Raw genomic sequence first — 16,585 nt, forward strand, 5'->3', positions numbered from 1 at the left:
CAATTGTGGATAGTTTGGTTTGATATTTGATAATAAAGAATAAATTAATTTTGATGAAAAAATAGGCAGTTTAAAAATAGGGTAATAATCACAAAGTTATGAGTAATTATCGGCTGATGTTTATTTTAAAGTTTAAGGCCGTCTGAACCTGATATTTCATGTTCAGACGGCCTTAAACTTATATAATATCCGACCTATCTGTTTAAAAAGGCAATCCCCATGAACACCATACGCACCAAAATTTGCGGCATTACCCGACCTGAAGACGCGCTGGCCGCTGCCGAATTGAGCGCGGATGCCATCGGGCTGGTGTTTTACGCCAAGAGTAAACGGGCAGTGAGTATTGAGCAGGCGCAGGCGGTTGTGAAAAACCTGCCGCCGTTTGTATCGGTGGTGGCCTTGTTTGTGAATGAAAACGAGCAAACCATCCGCGAGATTTTGCGTCAGGTGCCGATAGATGTGATTCAGTTTCACGGCGATGAAGACGATGATTTTTGCCGTCGGTTTGACCGCCCGTATTTGAAGGCTGTGCGCGTACAGTCCGCTGCCGATATTCAGACGGCCTGTGCCAAATTTCCGAATGCCCGCGCTTTGCTGTTTGATGCTTATCATCCGACCGAATACGGCGGTACGGGACAAAGTTTCGACTGGACCATGTTGCATGGCAATATCGGCAAACCGTGGATACTTGCCGGCGGATTGACGGCGGAAAACGTTGCCGAAGCGGTAAAAATCAGTGGCGCGGCGGCGGTGGATGTGTCCGGCGGCGTGGAAATCTCCGGCGGGATTAAGAGCAGGGAGAAAATGGCGGCGTTTATTCAGGCAGTAAAGGCCGTCTGAAAATTTGTTTGAATGAAAAACAACCGGAATACAGATATGCAAGAGCCAATCGTTGAGTCCCACCCCTTCGCAGCCTTGTTGCCGCCGCAGGCAACGGTCATGATGATGGGGACGTTTCCGCCTAAAGAAGAAAAACACGCGATGCAGTTTCATTATCCGAATTTTCAAAACGATATGTGGCGTGTGTATGGGCTGGTGTTTTTCGGCGATACGGCGCATTTTCAAAAGCAGGGCGAAAAAGCGTTTGATGCCGATAAAATCAAAGCGTTTTTAAGTGAGAAAGGGATTGCATCCTGTCCGACCGTATTGAAGGCAATACGCGAACATGGCAATGCTTCGGATAAGTTTTTAAAAGTGATAGAAACCGTCGATTTGGCGACAGTATTGGCGCAAATGCCCGAGTGCCGCCATCTTTGCACCACCGGCGGCAAGGCAACCGAAGTTTTGTTGGAGATTCAGGGCGGCGGTATGAAAATGCCGAAGACCGGCGAAACAGTACCGTTCCCCTATGCGGGGCGTGATTTGACTCTGACGCGCCTGCCTTCGACTTCGCGTGCCTATCCTTTGAGTTTGGCGAAAAAAGCAGCGGCGTATCGGGCTTTTTTTGAAATGGCTGGATTGACTGTTTTTCAGGAGTAGGGCGATGGATCGTTATGACATTTCTTTAATGACGTTTATGGCTTTGTGGTGGCTTTTTAATGTCGTCTCAGTGTGGCTGAAGGCCAAACAATGGCACATCAAGGTATTGTTGGGCGGAACGCTTTTGTATGTGATACAAATATCTGCAGTCATTATGTCTGTTAATGGCCTTAATTGGATATTTTTGAACATAAGCACTATAAATACCAATGAGTTGATTATTGCTTTGCTTGTGCTTAACTTTCTGGGTTGGTGGTTGCTGGCGCTGTGGCTGGGGATGTTGGTATTAAAACTATGCCTGAGAAACAAAAACAAAGAAAAATATATTGCGCCGCCGTTGGGTACGGCATTAGTTGCAACATCGAGCTGTACGCTGTTGTTTCTATTTTGTCTACTGATATTATTATTCAATTAGTTGCCGACAAAATGAATGGAAAACGGCTATAATTGCTGACAATTTTACTTTCAGACGGCCTTGTACTGAATCAGGCCGTCTGAAACCATAAAACGAACAAGGAAAAATCCCATGAAAAATTATCACGCTCCCGACGAGAACGGCTTTTTCGGCGAACACGGCGGCCTGTACGTTTCCGAAACCCTGATTCCTGCTTTGCAAGAATTGGCAGAAGCCTATAAAGCAGCGAAAGAAGATCCTTCATTTTGGGAAGAGTTCCGCCATGATTTGAAACACTATGTCGGCCGTCCCAGCCCTGTTTACCATGCCGCGCAATTGTCCGAGCATTTGGGCGGCGCGCAAATCTGGCTGAAGCGTGAAGATTTGAACCACACCGGCGCGCACAAAGTCAACAACACCATCGGTCAGGCATTGCTCGCCCGCCGTATGGGCAAAAAACGCGTGATTGCCGAGACCGGCGCGGGTCAGCACGGCGTGGCTTCTGCTACCGTCGCCGCACGCTTCGGCATGACTTGCGACGTGTACATGGGTGCGGACGATATCCAACGTCAAATGCCCAACGTGTTCCGCATGAAATTATTGGGTGCGAACGTGGTCAGCGTGGACAGCGGCAGCCGCACGCTGAAAGACGCGATGAACGAAGCCATGCGTGAATGGGTGGCACGTGTGGACGATACGTTCTACATTATCGGCACTGCCGCCGGTCCTGCGCCGTATCCGGAAATGGTACGCGATTTCCAATGCGTGATCGGCAATGAAGCCAAAGAACAAATGCTGGAAGTCATCGGCCGCCAACCTGATGTTGCCGTTGCCTGCGTGGGAGGCGGCTCCAACGCCATCGGTTTGTTCTACCCTTATATCGAAGAAGAAAACGTGCGTTTGGTCGGCGTAGAAGCCGGCGGTTTGGGTGTAGATACGCCTGACCACGCCGCACCGATTACCAGCAAAGCCCCTATCGGCGTATTGCATGGTTTCCGCAGCTATTTGATGCAGGACGAAAACGGTCAAGTCTTGGGTACGCACTCCGTTTCCGCAGGCTTGGACTACCCAGGCATCGGCCCGGAACACAGCCATTTGAACGACATCAACCGCGTGGAATACACCGTTGCCAAAGACGACGAAGCACTCGAAGCCTTTGATTTGCTCTGCCGTTTCGAGGGCATTATTCCTGCGCTGGAATCCAGCCATGCCGTTGCTTGGGCGGTGAAAAACGCACCGAAAATGAGCAAAGACCAAGTGATTTTGGTTAACCTCTCCGGCCGTGGCGACAAAGACATCAATACCGTGGCAAAACTCAAAGGCATTGAGTTGTAAGCCTTATTGATTGAGCAGTAAAGGCCGTCTGAAAAAGCTGGATTTCAGTCTTTCAGACGGCCTTTGTTTCCGTAATGATTCAGCGTAGTATTTTATCCGCGCAAACTCTATCAAGTATCGGCGGCTAAGGAAATTTATCCTTTTAAACCGAGCTTGTACGCTTTCTAAACCGATTATTCAAGTTATCCATCACCATGAAACATTTAGCAATCCATCTAAAACTATTGGGCATGGCGGCGTTTTGGGGCGCATCTTGGCCGATGGGGCGGATGCTGGGACAAGCTCTGCCGCCTTTAACGGGCGGTATGCTGCGCTTTTTGACGGCGGCAATTTTGCTTTTGGGCTGGTTGTTTGCACGGTATCGGTTGCGTACTTTGGCGGTTTTGTCGCGCAAACAATGGCTTGGATTGGCATTGGCAGCGGCATTCGGCGTATTTGGTTTTACTGTGTTGTCTATGCTGGGTTTGCAGCGGATTCCTGCTTCAAGGGCGACGGTGTTGGTCACGTTCAATCCTGTGTTGACGATGTTTTTTGCGGCTTTGCTGTTTGGCGAGAAACTCAACGGCAAGATTGTGTCGGGCATGTTGTTGGCAGTGGCAGGCTCGATATGGGCGGTCACACATGGCGAGATTGCGGCGTTTTTGTCGGGCGGCGGCATAGGGTGGGGCGAAGTGCTGGTGTTTTGCAGCCTTTGCTGCTTGGTTACTTATACGATGATAGGCAGGGCGGTGTTGCAGGGGATTGATGCGCTGACGGTTACCGTGGCTACTGCTTGGCTGGGTGCAATGATGTTGCTGCCGTCCGCGTTGATTTCAGACGGCCTGCCGTTTGGTATGCTTGCCGAAATGGACGGTAGGGGCTGGTTTGCGTTGATTGGCCTGTCTGTCGGGGCAACGGTGTTGAGCTATGCGTGGTATTTTGAAGGCGTGAAGACTTTGGGTGCAGGTAGCGCGGCAGCGTACATCACTTTGGTGCCGGTATTCGGTATTTTGTGTTCCGCTTGGTTTTTGGGCGAGGCATTGCATGTTTCCTTGGTTGCCGGCTGTTTGGCGGCAGTGGGTGGATTGGTGTTGATGCAGTACGGAAGACGTGCCGTCTGAAAAGGTAAAGATGCTATATAATAACAAAAATTTTTAATCTGTCTTTAAAAAGAATATGTCCGAACCTTCCTCTCTGCTCGATTTCGACCGCACCCATTTGCTCCATCCCTATACATCCATGACCGACCCGTTGCCTGTTTATCCGGTGCGCCGAGCGGAGGGTGTGCACATCGAATTGGCGGACGGCACGCGGCTGATTGACGGGATGTCGTCTTGGTGGTGTGCGATACACGGCTACAATCATCCCATTTTGAATCAGGCGGTTGAGGCGCAAATTAAGCAAATGTCGCATGTGATGTTCGGCGGTTTGACGCACGAGCCGGCGGTGGAACTGGGCAAGTTGTTGGTCGGGATTTTGCCGCAGGGGCTGGACCGTATTTTTTATGCGGATTCGGGTTCGGTTTCGGTAGAAGTTGCGTTGAAAATGGCGGTGCAATACCAGCAGGCGCGGGGTTTGACCGCGAAGCAGAATATCGCGACGGTGCGGCGCGGGTATCACGGCGATACTTGGAACGCGATGTCCGTCTGCGATCCGGAAACGGGGATGCATTATATTTTCGGCAGCGCTCTGCCGCAGCGTTATTTTGTCGATAACCCGACAAGCCGTTTCGACGATGAATGGGACGAGGCGGATTTGCAGCCTGCCCGCGCCTTGTTTGAAGCGCATCATGCGGATATCGCCGCCTTTATTTTGGAACCGGTCGTGCAAGGCGCGGGCGGCATGTATTTTTATCATCTGCAATATCTTCGCGGATTGCGCGATTTGTGCGACGAATTTGATATCGTGTTGATTTTTGATGAAATCGCCACCGGATTTGGGCGCACTGGCAAGATGTTTGCCTGCGAACACGCAGACGTCGTGCCGGATATTATGTGTATCGGCAAGGGCTTGAGCGGCGGTTATATGACGCTGGCGGCGGCAATCACTTCGCAAAAAGTCACCGAAACGATTTCGCGCGGCGAAGCGGGCGTGTTCATGCACGGCCCGACCTTTATGGCGAACCCGCTGGCGTGTGCCGTTGCCTGCGCTTCGGTCAAGCTGCTTTTATCCCAAGATTGGCAGGCAAATATCCGCCGCATTGAAAGCATCCTGAAAGGTCGTCTGAAAACCGCATGGGACATTCGCGGCGTGAAAGATGTGCGCATTTTGGGTGCTATTGGGGTGATTGAGTTGGAAAAAGGCGTGGATATGGCGCGTTTTCAAGCGGATTGCGTGGCGCAGGGAATTTGGGTGCGTCCATTCGGCAGGCTGGTGTACCTCATGCCGCCCTACATTATTTCAGACGGCCTCTTGACCGAACTTGCCGACAAAACCGTGCAAATCTTGAAGGAACACAGCAAATGAAAGGCGTTTACTTCGTCAGCGGCATAGACACGGACATCGGCAAAACCATCGCCACCGGCATGTTGGCAAAACAATTGTTGCAGCAGGGCAAAAGCGTGATCACGCAAAAGCCCGTGCAAACCGGTTGCCAAGACATCGCCGACGACATCGCCGTCCACCGTAAAATTATGGGCATACCCATGCAGGAAGCCGACAAACAAGGGCTGACCATGCCCGAAATCTTCAGCTATCCGGCTTCGCCCCACCTTGCTGCCCGACTGGACGGCAGGGATTTGGACTTGGAGAAAATCCGTACCGCCACGCAAGAATTGGCGGCACAATACGAAATCGTGTTGGTCGAAGGCGCGGGTGGTTTGATGGTGCCGCTGACGGAAGATTTGTTGACCATTGATTATATCCGTCAGCAAGGTTATCCCGTCATCCTCGTTACCAGCGGACGGCTCGGCAGCATTAACCACACTCTGCTCAGCTTCACCACGCTCAAACAATACGGCATCCAGTTGCACAGCCTGATTTTCAACCATATTCACGACAGCAAAGATGAAACCGTTGCCGGAGATACCTTGGAATATCTTAGAGGCCGTTTGAAAGATGAGTTTCCCAAAGCCAAATGGCAGGAATTGGCCAAGACAGAGGTGTCAGATGGAGCTTGATATACCGCGTGGCACGCTTTGTTCGTATGCCGAAGCTTCAAGTCTTTTGCCGTCTAAGGCCGGACATCTACTGACCGTTTCTTCGCTAACCGCCGCTTTACGCGCTTCTGGTAAGGATTTTTCAGTCGAGCCTGTGTATTTGGGTTTGACGAAGGGGACGGACAATAGCGATGAAATCTTTGTGCGCGATGTTTTGCTCAAACTGGACGGTGAAACAGTGATACAAGCCAGAAGCGCGTGCTGGCCGGATAGCCGTCTATGGACAGAATTATTGGATTGCGGAACGCAGCCTTTGGGTGAGCGCCTGTTTGACGGTACATTGCCGTTGAAGCGTTCGGATTTTGAGTTTCTTCGTTTTGAAGATTCCGACTATCCATCTTTCAGACGGCCTGTTACCGCGCGCCGTTCGTATTTCGATTGGAACGGGGAAACATTGGAGTTAACAGAATATTTCTTATTGAAATTAATAGATTTATACCGCTAAGGCCGTCTGAAAATAAAACCAATTACCGATATTTGTCATAATTCTGTTATAATACAATAAATTAAATTGTTAAGATCTGTTTAATTTCAGACGGCAATAAATTATAATAAGAACTAAGGCTCTAAAAAAGCCTTTCCTTCCGAATCGACACATAAACAACGACACATTACATCAATGAACATAAGGCGCTTTTTCCTACAATTTCTACCGCGTTACGCTGTCGGACGGATGGTGATATACGCCAAGCTGATGCGCGTCGACAAACCCATTGGCACACTGCTTTTGCTGTGGCCGACTTATTGGGCATTGTGGATTGCGTCTAAAGGCGTTCCTGACGCGGATATTTTTATTGCCTTTACCGTAGGCACATTTCTAATGCGCAGCGCAGGTTGCGTCGTGAATGACTTTGCCGACCGCAATTTTGACGGCGCAGTAGAGCGCACCAAAAACCGCCCGTTTGCCAAAGGCTTGGTTTCCAAAACCGAAGCACTGCTTTTGACCGTCATGCTGTGTCTGATGGCGGCTTTATGCTTGGTGCCGCTCAACCGTTTTACTTGGCTGATGAGCCTTCCGGCCTTGTTCTTGGCCGTCACATATCCCTTTACCAAACGCTTTTTCCCGTTGCCGCAGTTTTATTTGGGGCTGGCATTTTCGTTCGGCATTCCCATGGCCTTTGCCGCCGTACAAGACCGAGTGCCTCCCGAAGCATGGCTGATGTTTACCGCCAATGCCTTATGGACGCTGGCTTACGACACGATTTATGCCATGGCGGACAAAGAAGACGATTTGAAAATCGGCATTAAAACTTCGGCAATCACATTTGGCCATCACGATATTACCGCCTCTATGCTTTGCCATTTTTGGTTTACCGTATTGATGGCGGTATTGGGTATCAAAATCGGCGCAACTTGGCCTTATTGGCTGGTATTGCCGGTAACCGTTTATTGGCAGTATCAGCAGTATGCCGCCATCCGTACGCGCGACCGCCAGTTGTGTTTCGAAACGTTTTTGGCCAACAACCGCATCGGTTTGGCGTGGTTTTGCGGATTGGTCTGCCATTATTTCTAGTTGTTTTTGGTTCCCAAACTGTTTTAAAAAACTAGGTTGAGGCCGTCTGAAAAGAAAAGGAAAAGGGGTATGCCGGACATACCCCTTTTCATTTGAAGTATAGTTTGGCTAGTGATAGGATTTTTATTTTAAATTCTATATAAACAAATAGTTGGATTATTTTTGGCTCGTTAAAAAATATCAAAAACAACATGGAAAATGTTAGCAGGGCGAGTGTAAATTACGCCTTCAGGATTGAGATTTGCACCGACAATCGGTACAATCCCATTGTTTTGCGACATTTAAAAGAGATACACATGAGCCTGATCGGCGAAATTTTACCTTTGTCCCATATCGTTTTGGATTTGGAAGTCAGCAGCAAAAAGCGTCTGTTTGAAGAGGCCGCACAGCTGCTGGAGAATGAAGCAGAATTACCGAATACCAACGTGTTCGACTGCCTGTTTGCCCGTGAAAAACTTGGTTCGACCGGTTTGGGGCAGGGGGTGGCGATTCCTCACGGCCGTCACGCATGCGTGAAAAAAGCCACCGGTGCTTTTATCCGCACCAAAGAGCCGGTTGCCTTTGATGCGCCCGACGGCAAACCCGTTTCCCTGATTTTCATCCTGCTTGTGCCTGAAAACGCTACCGGCGAACATTTGGAAGTCTTGTCCAAACTTGCCGGCAGATTCTCTCAAAAAGCCATCCGTGAAGCGTTGATGGCCGCTACTTCTGCCGAAGAAGTACGTACACTCCTGAGCGAAGAGTAATTCATGCCCAGCATATCTGTCCGCCGCCTGTTTTCCGACAATCAGCACAAACTCGAACTTGCTTGGGCTGCCGGCAATTCCGGCGCGGACAACCGTATCGGTGTCGAAGCCGATAAACCCGTCTTGGCCTTGGTCGGCCACTTAAACTTTATCCATCCCAACCAAATTCAAGTTGTCGGCGTAGCTGAGGCCGAATATTTGCGCCGCTTGGAAACGGGCGAACTCAACTATGATTTCGGCGAGCTTTTCGATATTCCCATGTCTTTGGTTATCGTCGCCAACGGCTTGCCGGTTTCGCCCAAATTGCGCGATTATTGCCATACCAACAGTATCCCCTTGCTGACTTCCAAGCAGGAAAGTCCGCACCTGATGGACGTTTTGCGGATTTATCTGCAACGTACATTGGCTACTTCCACCATCAAGCACGGCGTATTTTTGGATGTATTTGAAGTGGGCGTACTCATTACCGGACAATCCGGCTTGGGTAAGAGCGAATTGGCATTGGAGCTGATTTCGCGCGGCCACAGCCTGATTGCCGATGATGCGGTCGAACTTTTCCGTACCGGCCCGGAAATGCTGGAAGGCCGTTGTCCGCCTATGCTGCGTGATTTCCTCGAAGTACGCGGTTTGGGCATACTCAATATCCGCCACATTTTTGGCGAAACCTCCATCCGTCCGAAAAAAATCCTCCAGCTGATTATTAATTTGGTTCCGGCCGACGACGGATACATGAAACAACTCGATCGATTGAGCATCCGTACCGAAACAGCATCTATCCTCAACGTCAGCGTCCGTTCCGTTACCCTGCCTGTTGCAATCGGTCGAAACTTAGCAGTATTGGTTGAAGCTGCAGTGCGCAATTACATCCTTCAATTGCGCGGTAAAGACAGTACCAAAGAATTCCTCGAACGCCATCAAACACAACTCAAAGAAAACGAACAAAATCATGAAAATCGTCCTGATTAGCGGCCTATCCGGCTCAGGAAAATCCGTAGCCCTCAAACAACTCGAAGATTCAGGCTTTTATTGCGTTGATAATCTGCCTTTGGAAATGTTGCCTTCGTTGGTGTTGTACCATATTGAACGCGGCGAAGAAACCCAGCTTGGTGTCAGCGTTGATATTCGTTCCGGTATCAATATCCAAGAAGCTCAAGAGCAAATCCAATATTTGCGTGACGAAGGACATCAGGTCGAAGTCCTCTTTGTTGAAGCAGAAGAGGGCGTGTTGGTTCGCCGCTTCTCAGAAACCCGTCGCGGACATCCTTTGTCCGGTCAAAACCTGACTTTGTTGGAAAGCCTGCAAAAAGAACGCGAGTGGCTCTTCCCGCTTAGAGACATCGCATATTGCATCGATACGTCCAAAATGAACGCGCAGCAGCTGCGTTATGCTGTGCAACAGTGGCTCAACATTGAACGTGTCGGTTTGCTGGTCATTCTTGAATCCTTTGGTTTCAAATACGGCGTTCCCAACAATGCCGACTTTATGTTTGACATGCGCAGCCTGCCCAATCCGTATTACGATCCGGAATTACGCCCCTTTACCGGCATGGACAAGCCTATTCAAGATTATTTGGGCCAGCAGCCGTTGGCTCAAGAAATGGTTGATGACATCGACCATTTTATTAGCCGCTGGCTGCCGCGCCTGCAACAAGAGAGCCGCAGTTATGTAACGATTGCCATCGGTTGTACCGGCGGTCAGCACCGCTCCGTCTATGTTGTGGAAAAACTGGCCGAACGCCTTAAAGGCCGTTACGAACTACTTGTCCGCCACCGTCAGGCACAAAGCTTGGCAGGACGCTAACTTGCCGTTTCAGACGGCCTCAAAGGAAGAAACCATGAAAAAAATCAGTCTGACCGCATTATCCCTGCTTATCTTGACCGCCTGTGCAACAGAACCTGTCACTGCTTACCGTTGGCACCGTACCGGCGCGAGCGAAGCTGAAGTTTCCCGCCAAATCAATACCTGCAAATCACAAGGCAAACGTGGCGATACATCCAAAACGTTTGAGCAATGTATGGATGAAGCAGGTTATTACAGCTACGAGCATGGTAACCTCTAAATCCTGATTGACCGATTATCCAAATACCGAGGCCGTCTGAAAAACAATGATTTTTCAGACGGCCTCAGATACGAATAGAAAGAATAAAAAGACATGGCTATCCAATGGTTTCCCGGCCACATGAACAAGGCAAAAAAAGCCATTGCCGAACGCATTAAAAGCGTTGATATGGTGATTGAGATGCTGGACGCGCGTATGCCTGCTTCCAGCGAAAACCCTTTGCTTGCCCAGTTGTCCAAAGGTAAGCCCAAACTCAAAATCTTAAACAAGCAAGACCTTGCCGATCCCGAGCGCACTAAAGTTTGGCTCGAACACTACAACAGCCGCCAAGATACCCGCGCGATTGCGCTTGATTCTTCCGAAACTGGCGCGCATGGCAAAATTACCCAAGCCTGCCGCGCCATGATTCCGCATCGCCAAGGTATCGAGAAGCCGCTGCGTGTCCTGATTTGCGGTATTCCCAACGTCGGCAAATCCACCTTGATTAACGGCATGATTGGCAAAAAATCTGCCAAAACCGGTAATGAACCCGGTATTACCAAAGCCGAACAGCGCCTTTTCCTTGCCGACGATTTCTGGCTTTACGATACCCCCGGTATGTTGTGGCCGAAAATTATTGTTGAAGAAGGCGGCTACAACCTTGCGGCCGGCGGTGCAGTCGGACGCAACGCGCTGGACGAAGAAGAAGTGGCGCTTGAGCTTTTGGATTACCTCCGCCGCCATTATCTGGCCCTGTTGCAAGAGCGCTATCAAGCCGACAAAGATCCAAGCAGCCATTGGGACGATACTTCTTGGCTGGAGTGGATTGCCAAGAAACGCGGTGCGGTTTTAAACGGCGGACGGGTCAACTACCAAAAGGCCGCTGAAAATATCCTGACCGATTTCCGCGAAGGCAAAATCGGCAGAATTACGCTGGAAACGCCAAACCAATGGGAAACTTGGCTGAAAAAAGCCAGACAGAAAGAGGCCGAACTTAAAGCCATTCGCGAAGCCAGAAAGGCGGAACGAAAAGGGCAACAGTCTTCTGCCGAGTAATATAAAAGGCCGTCTGAAATCTATTTTCAGACGGCCTTTTGTAGGAATAGACAATTTAGAGGGCGGTACGGCTGAAGCTGTCCAAGGTTTTATCGGTTTGGATTTGGTTGAACTGCATGATGGTTTTGTCGCCTTGCTTTTCGTCCAATTCGATTTTTCGTACCAGCGTATCGCCGTTGATTTCGATACGGTTGAAGATCTGACGGGTAATGGCGGTTTTCGGAGTTAAGGTCAACGTCCATTTTTTTTCGTTGCCGTTTAATTTCAAATCAAATTGTTTTTCCAAGCCTTGGGTATTGCCGCCCAAAAGGTCGAGGAAGAGTTTGATTTGGCGGCTTTGACCGTTGAGCTTGCTGGCGTTTGGGTTGACCCATTGGCTGCCGTTCCATTGCATGATGCCGTCTGAACGCACGCGCAGGGTGGTTTCAAATGGTTTTTGCATTTTCCAGAGCAGGCCTTTTTGTGGGACAAGGGTAAAGCTGCCGCTGGTGGTCATGGGTTTGCTGAGGGATTTGAGCTGGCGTTGTTGGACAAAATTGCCTTGTACGTTTTGCGGTTTTTGCAGGGTTTGTGCCAATTCGGCAGGGGAAAATGCCCACAAAGCCGGAGCGCTGATGAGGAGAGTAAGAGAAAGAATGGTTTTTTTCATTGTGCTTCCATAAGGTCTGAGGCCGTCTGAAAGTTCAGACGGCCTTTTATTGCTTTAATTATAAGGTTGACAAGGCCTGATTAAAGGTTGCGCTTGGACGCATCGCTTGTGCGGCTTTTTCAGGATTGGCTGCGTAGTAGCCGCCGATGTCGACCGCTTTGCCTTGTACGGCAGAGAGTTCTTCAACGATTTTGGCTTCGTCGGCAGTCAAAGCTGCTGCCAATGGCGCAAATGCGGCTTTCAGTTCGGCATCTTTGTCTTGCGCTGCCAATTCTTGCGCCCAATAGAGGGTGAGGTAGAAATGGCTGCCGCGGTTGTCGAGTTCACCTGCTTTGCGTTTAGGCGATTTGTCGTTCAACAGCAGTTTTTCGGTGGCGGCATCCAGCGTGTCGGCGAGGACTTGGGCTTTGGCGTTGCCGGTTTTTTGCGCCAGATGTTCAAACGATACGGCAAGCGCGAGGAATTCGCCCAAAGAGTCCCAACGCAAGTGGTTTTCTTCGAGGAACTGTTGGACGTGTTTCGGTGCGGAGCCGCCCGCGCCGGTTTCAAACATACCGCCGCCGTTCATCAATGGAACGATGGACAGCATTTTCGCGCTGGTGCCGAGTTCCAAAATCGGGAACAGGTCGGTCAGATAATCGCGCAGGACGTTGCCGGTTACGGAAATAGTGTCTTCGCCGTTTTTCAGACGACCCAAGCTGAATTTAGCGGCTTCTTCAGGAGCGAGGACGCGGATGTCGAGACCGTTGGTATCCAGTTCGGCAAGGTAGGCTTTGACTTTGGCGAGCAGGCTTTTATCGTGCGGACGGTTTTCGTCGAGCCAGAACACGGCAGGTGTATTGCTCAGACGGGCGCGGTTGACGGCAAGTTGTACCCAGTCTTTAACCGGAGCGTCTTTGGTTTGGCACATACGCCAAATATCGCCGGCTTCAACGTCGTGTTGCATCAGGACATTACCTGCTGCATCAATGACTTGAACTTGGCCGTCGGCTTCGATTTCAAAAGTTTTGTTGTGCGAACCGTATTCTTCGGCTGCCTGCGCCATCAGACCGACGTTAGGAACGGTACCCATGGTTGTCGGGTCAAACGCGCCGTGTTCGCGGCAGAAGTCGATGGTTGCCTGATAAACGCCTGCATAGCTGCTGTCGGGAATCACGGCTTTGGTGTCTTGCGCTTTGCCGTCTTTGTCCCACATACGGCCGGAATTGCGGATCATCGCAGGCATAGAAGCATCGACGATGACATCGCTAGGAACGTGCAGGTTGGTAATGCCTTTGTCGGAATCAACCATGGCTAAATCAGGGTTGGTAGCGTAAATGGCGGCGATTTCAGCTTCAACGGCTGCGCGGGTGCCCGCATCCAGTTTATCCAGATTGGCAAGCAGGTTGCCGAAGCCGTTGTTGACGTTGACACCTGCGGCAGCCAGTTTGTCGCCGAATTTTTCAAATACAGGCGCAAAGAACACTTTGACGGCGTGTCCGAAGATAATCGGGTCGGACACTTTCATCATGGTGGCTTTCATGTGCAGCGAGAACAATACGCCTTTTGCTTTCGCGTCTTTTACTTGTTCGGCAAGGAAGGCGAGCAAGGCTTTTTTGCTCATCACGGTCGCGTCGATGATTTCGCCGGCTTTCAGAGCAACAGGCTCGCGCAGCTCTTTTTTGTTGCCTTGTTTGTCGGTGAATACGATGGATACGGAAGTCGCTTCAGGTACGGTAACGGATTGTTCGTTATGGAAAAAGTCGCCGCTTTGCATGGTGGCAACGTGGGTTTTGGAGTCTTTCGTCCATGCGCCCATGCTGTGCGGATGTTTTTTCGCAAAGTTTTTTACTGCTTTAGGGGCGCGACGGTCGGAGTTGCCTTCGCGCAGGACTGGGTTTACCGCGCTGCCTTTGATGCGGTCGTAGCGTTCGCGTACGGCTTTTTCTTCATCGGTTTGAGGGTCGGCAGGATAGTCGGGAACGGCAAAGCCTTTAGACTGCAATTCTTTAATCGCGGCAGTCAGTTGAGGTACGGATGCGCTGATGTTCGGCAGTTTGATCACGTTGGCGTCGGGTTGTTTCACCAGTTCGCCCAACTCGGCAAGCGCGTTGGGTACGCGCTGAGCTTCGGTCAGATGTTCGGGGAACGCCGCCAGAATGCGGCCGGACAGGGAAATATCGCTGGTTTTGACTTCGATACCGGCATGGCGGGTAAACGCCTGCACGATTGGCAGCAGGGATTGAGTGGCCAATGCAGGAGCTTCGTCGGTGTAGGTATAGATAATGGTGGATTTAGTCATGGGATTATTCTCTATGTAGGTTAAGTTTTTCTTTTCGGGCACATTGCGAGAAGAAACGTGCTAAGCCTATTATGGCATATTTCGGCGGATTTGGTTGTTGTTTTGATGTTATTGTTTTTTAAGTTGCGGAAAAGAAAAAGGCCGTCTGAAAAGACGACCTAAATATTAAGGACTTATCCGATAATCAAAACGGCATTGCTGCCGCCGAAGGCAAATGACGAGCTGGCGGCAATGCGTTTTTCAGACGGCCAGCGGCTGTTTTCGTTGGTCAAAGCGATGTTGGGCAGCCCGGAATCGGGTACGTTGTCCCATTGTTGCGGCGGCAGTTTGCCTTCGGGATTGTATTGGCGGTTGGCCATCAACCAGGCAAACGCGGCTTCAATCGCACCGGCTGCTCCCAAGGTATGGCCGGTGGACGGCTTGGTTGAGGTGCAAAGGGTGTGGCTGCCAAATACTTCGGCAACGGCTCGGCTTTCCATGCTGTCGTTGTGTTGCGTGCCGGTGCCGTGCAGATTGATCCAGCCGATGTCTTCCGCTTTCAAACCGGCTTTATCCAAAGCGGCCTGAAAGGATTGGGCTGCACCCAAACCATCGGGGCGGGGCGAAGACATATGGTAGGCATCGCTGCTTGCACCATAGCCGAGCAATTGCATTTCGCCGTCAAAATCGGCATCGCGCGTCATCACGAAAAATGCGGCCGCTTCGCCGATATTGATGCCGTTGCGGTTGGCAGAAAAGGGCTTGGCGATGCCGTCTGAAAGCACTTCCAAAGAGGCAAAACCATTAATCGTCAGCGCCGAAAGCGTATCTGCGCCGCCGCAAATCACGGCATCACACAATCCGGCACGAAGCAGTCGGGCTGCGCTGATGAGGGCGCGTGCGCCGGAAGTGCAGGCGGTGGAGACGGTATAGCGCAAGCCGTCCAAACCGTAAACTTGGGCGATAAATTCGGAGGGAGAAGCCATGGTGTGTTGCAGTTGTTTGAACGGAACATCCGTCCACTCACCACCTTGGACAACGTGTTGGAACAAAGGGATATTTTCGTCTGCGCCACTGGTGGACGTACCGGTAACGACAGCAACCCTTTCTTTGCCGTAACGGGCAATGGCCGTCTGAATCAGTCCGTCTATTTGCGAAAGCGTGTGCAGGATAAGCTGGTTGTTGCGGCTGCGATGTGCTTCGGGGATGTTGTCGGGCAGAGGCATCAGGGTTTCTTTGATTGCACCGAAAGCATGCGTTTTGCCTTTTACCCATTGGTCTGAAAAAGTCAGGGGCGTGTTTTCAGACGGCGTGAGTAAGGCATCGGCATGAATTTGCAAGCCGCTGCCCAATGAGCTGGTCAGTGCCGGACGGCTGAGATAAACAGGAGTATTCATGGATTAGTCTTCTGCAATCGGGCTGACCGTCCAGAAAGTTTGGTCGGGGAAGCCGATAAGGAATTGTTCGGAATGATGGGCGACACACCACAAATCACGCTCGCGATAGCTAAATACCGCACCTTTGCCATCAGGGCAGAAGCCTTGATTAGTGGCATTTTGTTGACGGGCTTCAGGGTAAAGCGTGGCGGCGTGTTCGGCGGCCAAAAGCGGCAACAGGGCGGCAAATAGTCGGCGCGAAGCGGCATTGGGCATCACAAAACCGTCATTTTTCCAACCTTTGGTGCTGACTGATTGACGCGATACCGGCGCACCCAGTGCATCGGTTTGGACAAAGCGGATGCCGTCTGAATGAGGTTCGACTGCCAAGAGATTGGTTTGAACGGTTTGCCCCGCCGCATTGGTCTGCTCGAGTTTGAACCATTGGCCTTCTTTGGAAAGCGGCGGCAGCGTTTGCGGCTGGGGGAGCGAGGTTGCGCATGCGGAAAGTAGCAGTGCAGCAAGCAAAGGGATAAATCGCATAAGGTTTTATCTATCGGTCAAAATATTTAATGGCGTGGATGAAGTTTCAGACGGCCTG

At 50.7% G+C, this 16,585-nt stretch carries 18 protein-coding genes; 14 read left to right on the top strand and 4 right to left on the bottom strand.

The features are described from left to right. The first annotated feature begins 219 nt into the window (after positions 1 to 219). The 14 genes from HMPREF3052_RS01950 (at position 220) to ylqF (ending at position 11,699) form a co-directional block, all read left to right on the top strand. The gene (locus tag HMPREF3052_RS01950; RefSeq protein WP_049351423.1) at positions 220 to 840 is read left to right on the top strand and encodes a phosphoribosylanthranilate isomerase; all 621 of its coding nucleotides are present in this window, start codon (positions 220 to 222) and stop codon (positions 838 to 840) included. A 36-nt stretch (positions 841 to 876) separates the two neighbouring features. Next, complete coding sequence (locus HMPREF3052_RS01955; protein WP_070748211.1) at positions 877 to 1,479, top strand: DNA glycosylase; 603 nt, start codon at positions 877 to 879, stop codon at positions 1,477 to 1,479. Between the two features lie 4 nt (positions 1,480 to 1,483). Continuing rightward, positions 1,484 to 1,894 carry a hypothetical protein gene (locus HMPREF3052_RS01960; protein WP_070748158.1) on the top strand — a complete coding sequence of 137 codons (411 nt, stop codon included), beginning with the start codon at positions 1,484 to 1,486 and terminating at the stop codon, positions 1,892 to 1,894. A 111-nt stretch (positions 1,895 to 2,005) separates the two neighbouring features. After that, the gene (gene trpB, locus HMPREF3052_RS01965; RefSeq protein WP_070748160.1) at positions 2,006 to 3,208 is read left to right on the top strand and encodes a tryptophan synthase subunit beta; all 1,203 of its coding nucleotides are present in this window, start codon (positions 2,006 to 2,008) and stop codon (positions 3,206 to 3,208) included. A gap of 194 nt (positions 3,209 to 3,402) precedes the next feature. After that, entirely contained in the window at positions 3,403 to 4,308 is a 906-nt protein-coding gene (locus tag HMPREF3052_RS01970; protein ID WP_070748162.1) for a DMT family transporter, read from the top strand. A 55-nt stretch (positions 4,309 to 4,363) separates the two neighbouring features. Further along, entirely contained in the window at positions 4,364 to 5,653 is a 1,290-nt protein-coding gene (gene bioA / locus HMPREF3052_RS01975) for an adenosylmethionine--8-amino-7-oxononanoate transaminase (RefSeq protein ID WP_070748164.1), read from the top strand. Next, the gene (gene bioD / locus HMPREF3052_RS01980) at positions 5,650 to 6,306 is read left to right on the top strand and encodes a dethiobiotin synthase (RefSeq protein ID WP_070748166.1); all 657 of its coding nucleotides are present in this window, start codon (positions 5,650 to 5,652) and stop codon (positions 6,304 to 6,306) included. The genes bioA and bioD overlap by 4 nt, the downstream gene beginning before the upstream one ends. Then, positions 6,296 to 6,790 (top strand): chorismate--pyruvate lyase family protein, encoded by a 495-nt coding sequence (locus tag HMPREF3052_RS01985; RefSeq protein WP_070748168.1) that lies wholly within the window; start codon positions 6,296 to 6,298, stop codon positions 6,788 to 6,790. The genes bioD and HMPREF3052_RS01985 overlap by 11 nt, the downstream gene beginning before the upstream one ends. A 174-nt stretch (positions 6,791 to 6,964) precedes the next feature. After that, positions 6,965 to 7,858 (top strand): 4-hydroxybenzoate octaprenyltransferase, encoded by an 894-nt coding sequence (ubiA, locus tag HMPREF3052_RS01990; protein ID WP_070748170.1) that lies wholly within the window; start codon positions 6,965 to 6,967, stop codon positions 7,856 to 7,858. Positions 7,859 to 8,154: 296 nt separating this feature from the next. Beyond that, the gene (ptsN, locus tag HMPREF3052_RS01995; RefSeq protein ID WP_003680500.1) at positions 8,155 to 8,604 is read left to right on the top strand and encodes a PTS IIA-like nitrogen regulatory protein PtsN; all 450 of its coding nucleotides are present in this window, start codon (positions 8,155 to 8,157) and stop codon (positions 8,602 to 8,604) included. Positions 8,605 to 8,607: 3 nt separating this feature from the next. Continuing rightward, on the top strand, positions 8,608 to 9,570 hold the full coding sequence (hprK, locus tag HMPREF3052_RS02000; RefSeq protein ID WP_003685274.1) for an HPr(Ser) kinase/phosphatase: 963 nt from the start codon (positions 8,608 to 8,610) through the stop codon (positions 9,568 to 9,570). Next, positions 9,551 to 10,405, top strand: a complete 855-nt coding sequence (gene rapZ / locus HMPREF3052_RS02005; protein ID WP_070748172.1) for an RNase adapter RapZ — start codon at positions 9,551 to 9,553, stop codon at positions 10,403 to 10,405. Before hprK ends, rapZ begins: the two co-directional genes overlap by 20 nt. Before the next feature lie 34 nt (positions 10,406 to 10,439). Then, the gene (locus HMPREF3052_RS02010) at positions 10,440 to 10,664 is read left to right on the top strand and encodes a protocatechuate 3,4-dioxygenase (protein WP_070748174.1); all 225 of its coding nucleotides are present in this window, start codon (positions 10,440 to 10,442) and stop codon (positions 10,662 to 10,664) included. A 93-nt stretch (positions 10,665 to 10,757) separates the two neighbouring features. After that, positions 10,758 to 11,699, top strand: a complete 942-nt coding sequence (ylqF, locus tag HMPREF3052_RS02015) for a ribosome biogenesis GTPase YlqF (protein WP_070748176.1) — start codon at positions 10,758 to 10,760, stop codon at positions 11,697 to 11,699. A 55-nt stretch (positions 11,700 to 11,754) separates the two neighbouring features. On the opposite strand, the gene HMPREF3052_RS02020 is transcribed toward ylqF, so the two are convergent. The 4 genes from HMPREF3052_RS02020 to HMPREF3052_RS02035 form a co-directional block, all read right to left on the bottom strand. Then, positions 11,755 to 12,348: a LolA family protein gene (locus tag HMPREF3052_RS02020; RefSeq protein ID WP_003685091.1), complete on the bottom strand. Its 594-nt coding sequence runs from the start codon at positions 12,346 to 12,348 to the stop codon at positions 11,755 to 11,757. 58 nt (positions 12,349 to 12,406) lie between these two features. Beyond that, complete coding sequence (locus HMPREF3052_RS02025; protein ID WP_070748178.1) at positions 12,407 to 14,629, bottom strand: NADP-dependent isocitrate dehydrogenase; 2,223 nt, start codon at positions 14,627 to 14,629, stop codon at positions 12,407 to 12,409. 173 nt (positions 14,630 to 14,802) lie between these two features. Continuing rightward, positions 14,803 to 16,005, bottom strand: coding sequence for a beta-ketoacyl-ACP synthase (locus HMPREF3052_RS02030; RefSeq protein WP_070748180.1), 1,203 nt, complete (start codon positions 16,003 to 16,005; stop codon positions 14,803 to 14,805). A 3-nt stretch (positions 16,006 to 16,008) separates the two neighbouring features. Further along, a complete protein-coding gene (locus tag HMPREF3052_RS02035; RefSeq protein ID WP_049351435.1) occupies positions 16,009 to 16,527 on the bottom strand; it encodes a hypothetical protein in 519 nt (172 codons plus the stop codon). Positions 16,528 to 16,585 lie beyond the last annotated feature (58 nt).

This window comes from Neisseria sp. HMSC056A03 (assembly GCF_001815685.1).
Taxonomy (GTDB): Bacteria; Pseudomonadota; Gammaproteobacteria; order Burkholderiales; family Neisseriaceae; genus Neisseria; species Neisseria subflava.

Excerpts from the sequence above, each read along its gene's own strand:
- HMPREF3052_RS02035 (WP_049351435.1), bottom strand. The coding sequence starts at position 16,527 with ATGCGATTTATCCCTTTGCTTGCTGCACTGCTACTTTCCGCATGCGCA.
- HMPREF3052_RS02030 (WP_070748180.1), bottom strand. The coding sequence starts at position 16,005 with ATGAATACTCCTGTTTATCTCAGCCGTCCGGCACTGACCAGCTCATTG.
- HMPREF3052_RS02025 (WP_070748178.1), bottom strand. The coding sequence starts at position 14,629 with ATGACTAAATCCACCATTATCTATACCTACACCGACGAAGCTCCTGCA.
- HMPREF3052_RS02020 (WP_003685091.1), bottom strand. The coding sequence starts at position 12,348 with ATGAAAAAAACCATTCTTTCTCTTACTCTCCTCATCAGCGCTCCGGCT.
- ubiA (WP_070748170.1), top strand. The coding sequence starts at position 6,965 with ATGAACATAAGGCGCTTTTTCCTACAATTTCTACCGCGTTACGCTGTC.
- HMPREF3052_RS02010 (WP_070748174.1), top strand. The coding sequence starts at position 10,440 with ATGAAAAAAATCAGTCTGACCGCATTATCCCTGCTTATCTTGACCGCC.
- HMPREF3052_RS01985 (WP_070748168.1), top strand. The coding sequence starts at position 6,296 with ATGGAGCTTGATATACCGCGTGGCACGCTTTGTTCGTATGCCGAAGCT.
- bioA (WP_070748164.1), top strand. The coding sequence starts at position 4,364 with ATGTCCGAACCTTCCTCTCTGCTCGATTTCGACCGCACCCATTTGCTC.
- HMPREF3052_RS01955 (WP_070748211.1), top strand. The coding sequence starts at position 877 with ATGCAAGAGCCAATCGTTGAGTCCCACCCCTTCGCAGCCTTGTTGCCG.
- ylqF (WP_070748176.1), top strand. The coding sequence starts at position 10,758 with ATGGCTATCCAATGGTTTCCCGGCCACATGAACAAGGCAAAAAAAGCC.
- rapZ (WP_070748172.1), top strand. The coding sequence starts at position 9,551 with ATGAAAATCGTCCTGATTAGCGGCCTATCCGGCTCAGGAAAATCCGTA.
- HMPREF3052_RS01950 (WP_049351423.1), top strand. The coding sequence starts at position 220 with ATGAACACCATACGCACCAAAATTTGCGGCATTACCCGACCTGAAGAC.
- trpB (WP_070748160.1), top strand. The coding sequence starts at position 2,006 with ATGAAAAATTATCACGCTCCCGACGAGAACGGCTTTTTCGGCGAACAC.
- HMPREF3052_RS01970 (WP_070748162.1), top strand. The coding sequence starts at position 3,403 with ATGAAACATTTAGCAATCCATCTAAAACTATTGGGCATGGCGGCGTTT.
- ptsN (WP_003680500.1), top strand. The coding sequence starts at position 8,155 with ATGAGCCTGATCGGCGAAATTTTACCTTTGTCCCATATCGTTTTGGAT.
- hprK (WP_003685274.1), top strand. The coding sequence starts at position 8,608 with ATGCCCAGCATATCTGTCCGCCGCCTGTTTTCCGACAATCAGCACAAA.
- HMPREF3052_RS01960 (WP_070748158.1), top strand. The coding sequence starts at position 1,484 with ATGGATCGTTATGACATTTCTTTAATGACGTTTATGGCTTTGTGGTGG.
- bioD (WP_070748166.1), top strand. The coding sequence starts at position 5,650 with ATGAAAGGCGTTTACTTCGTCAGCGGCATAGACACGGACATCGGCAAA.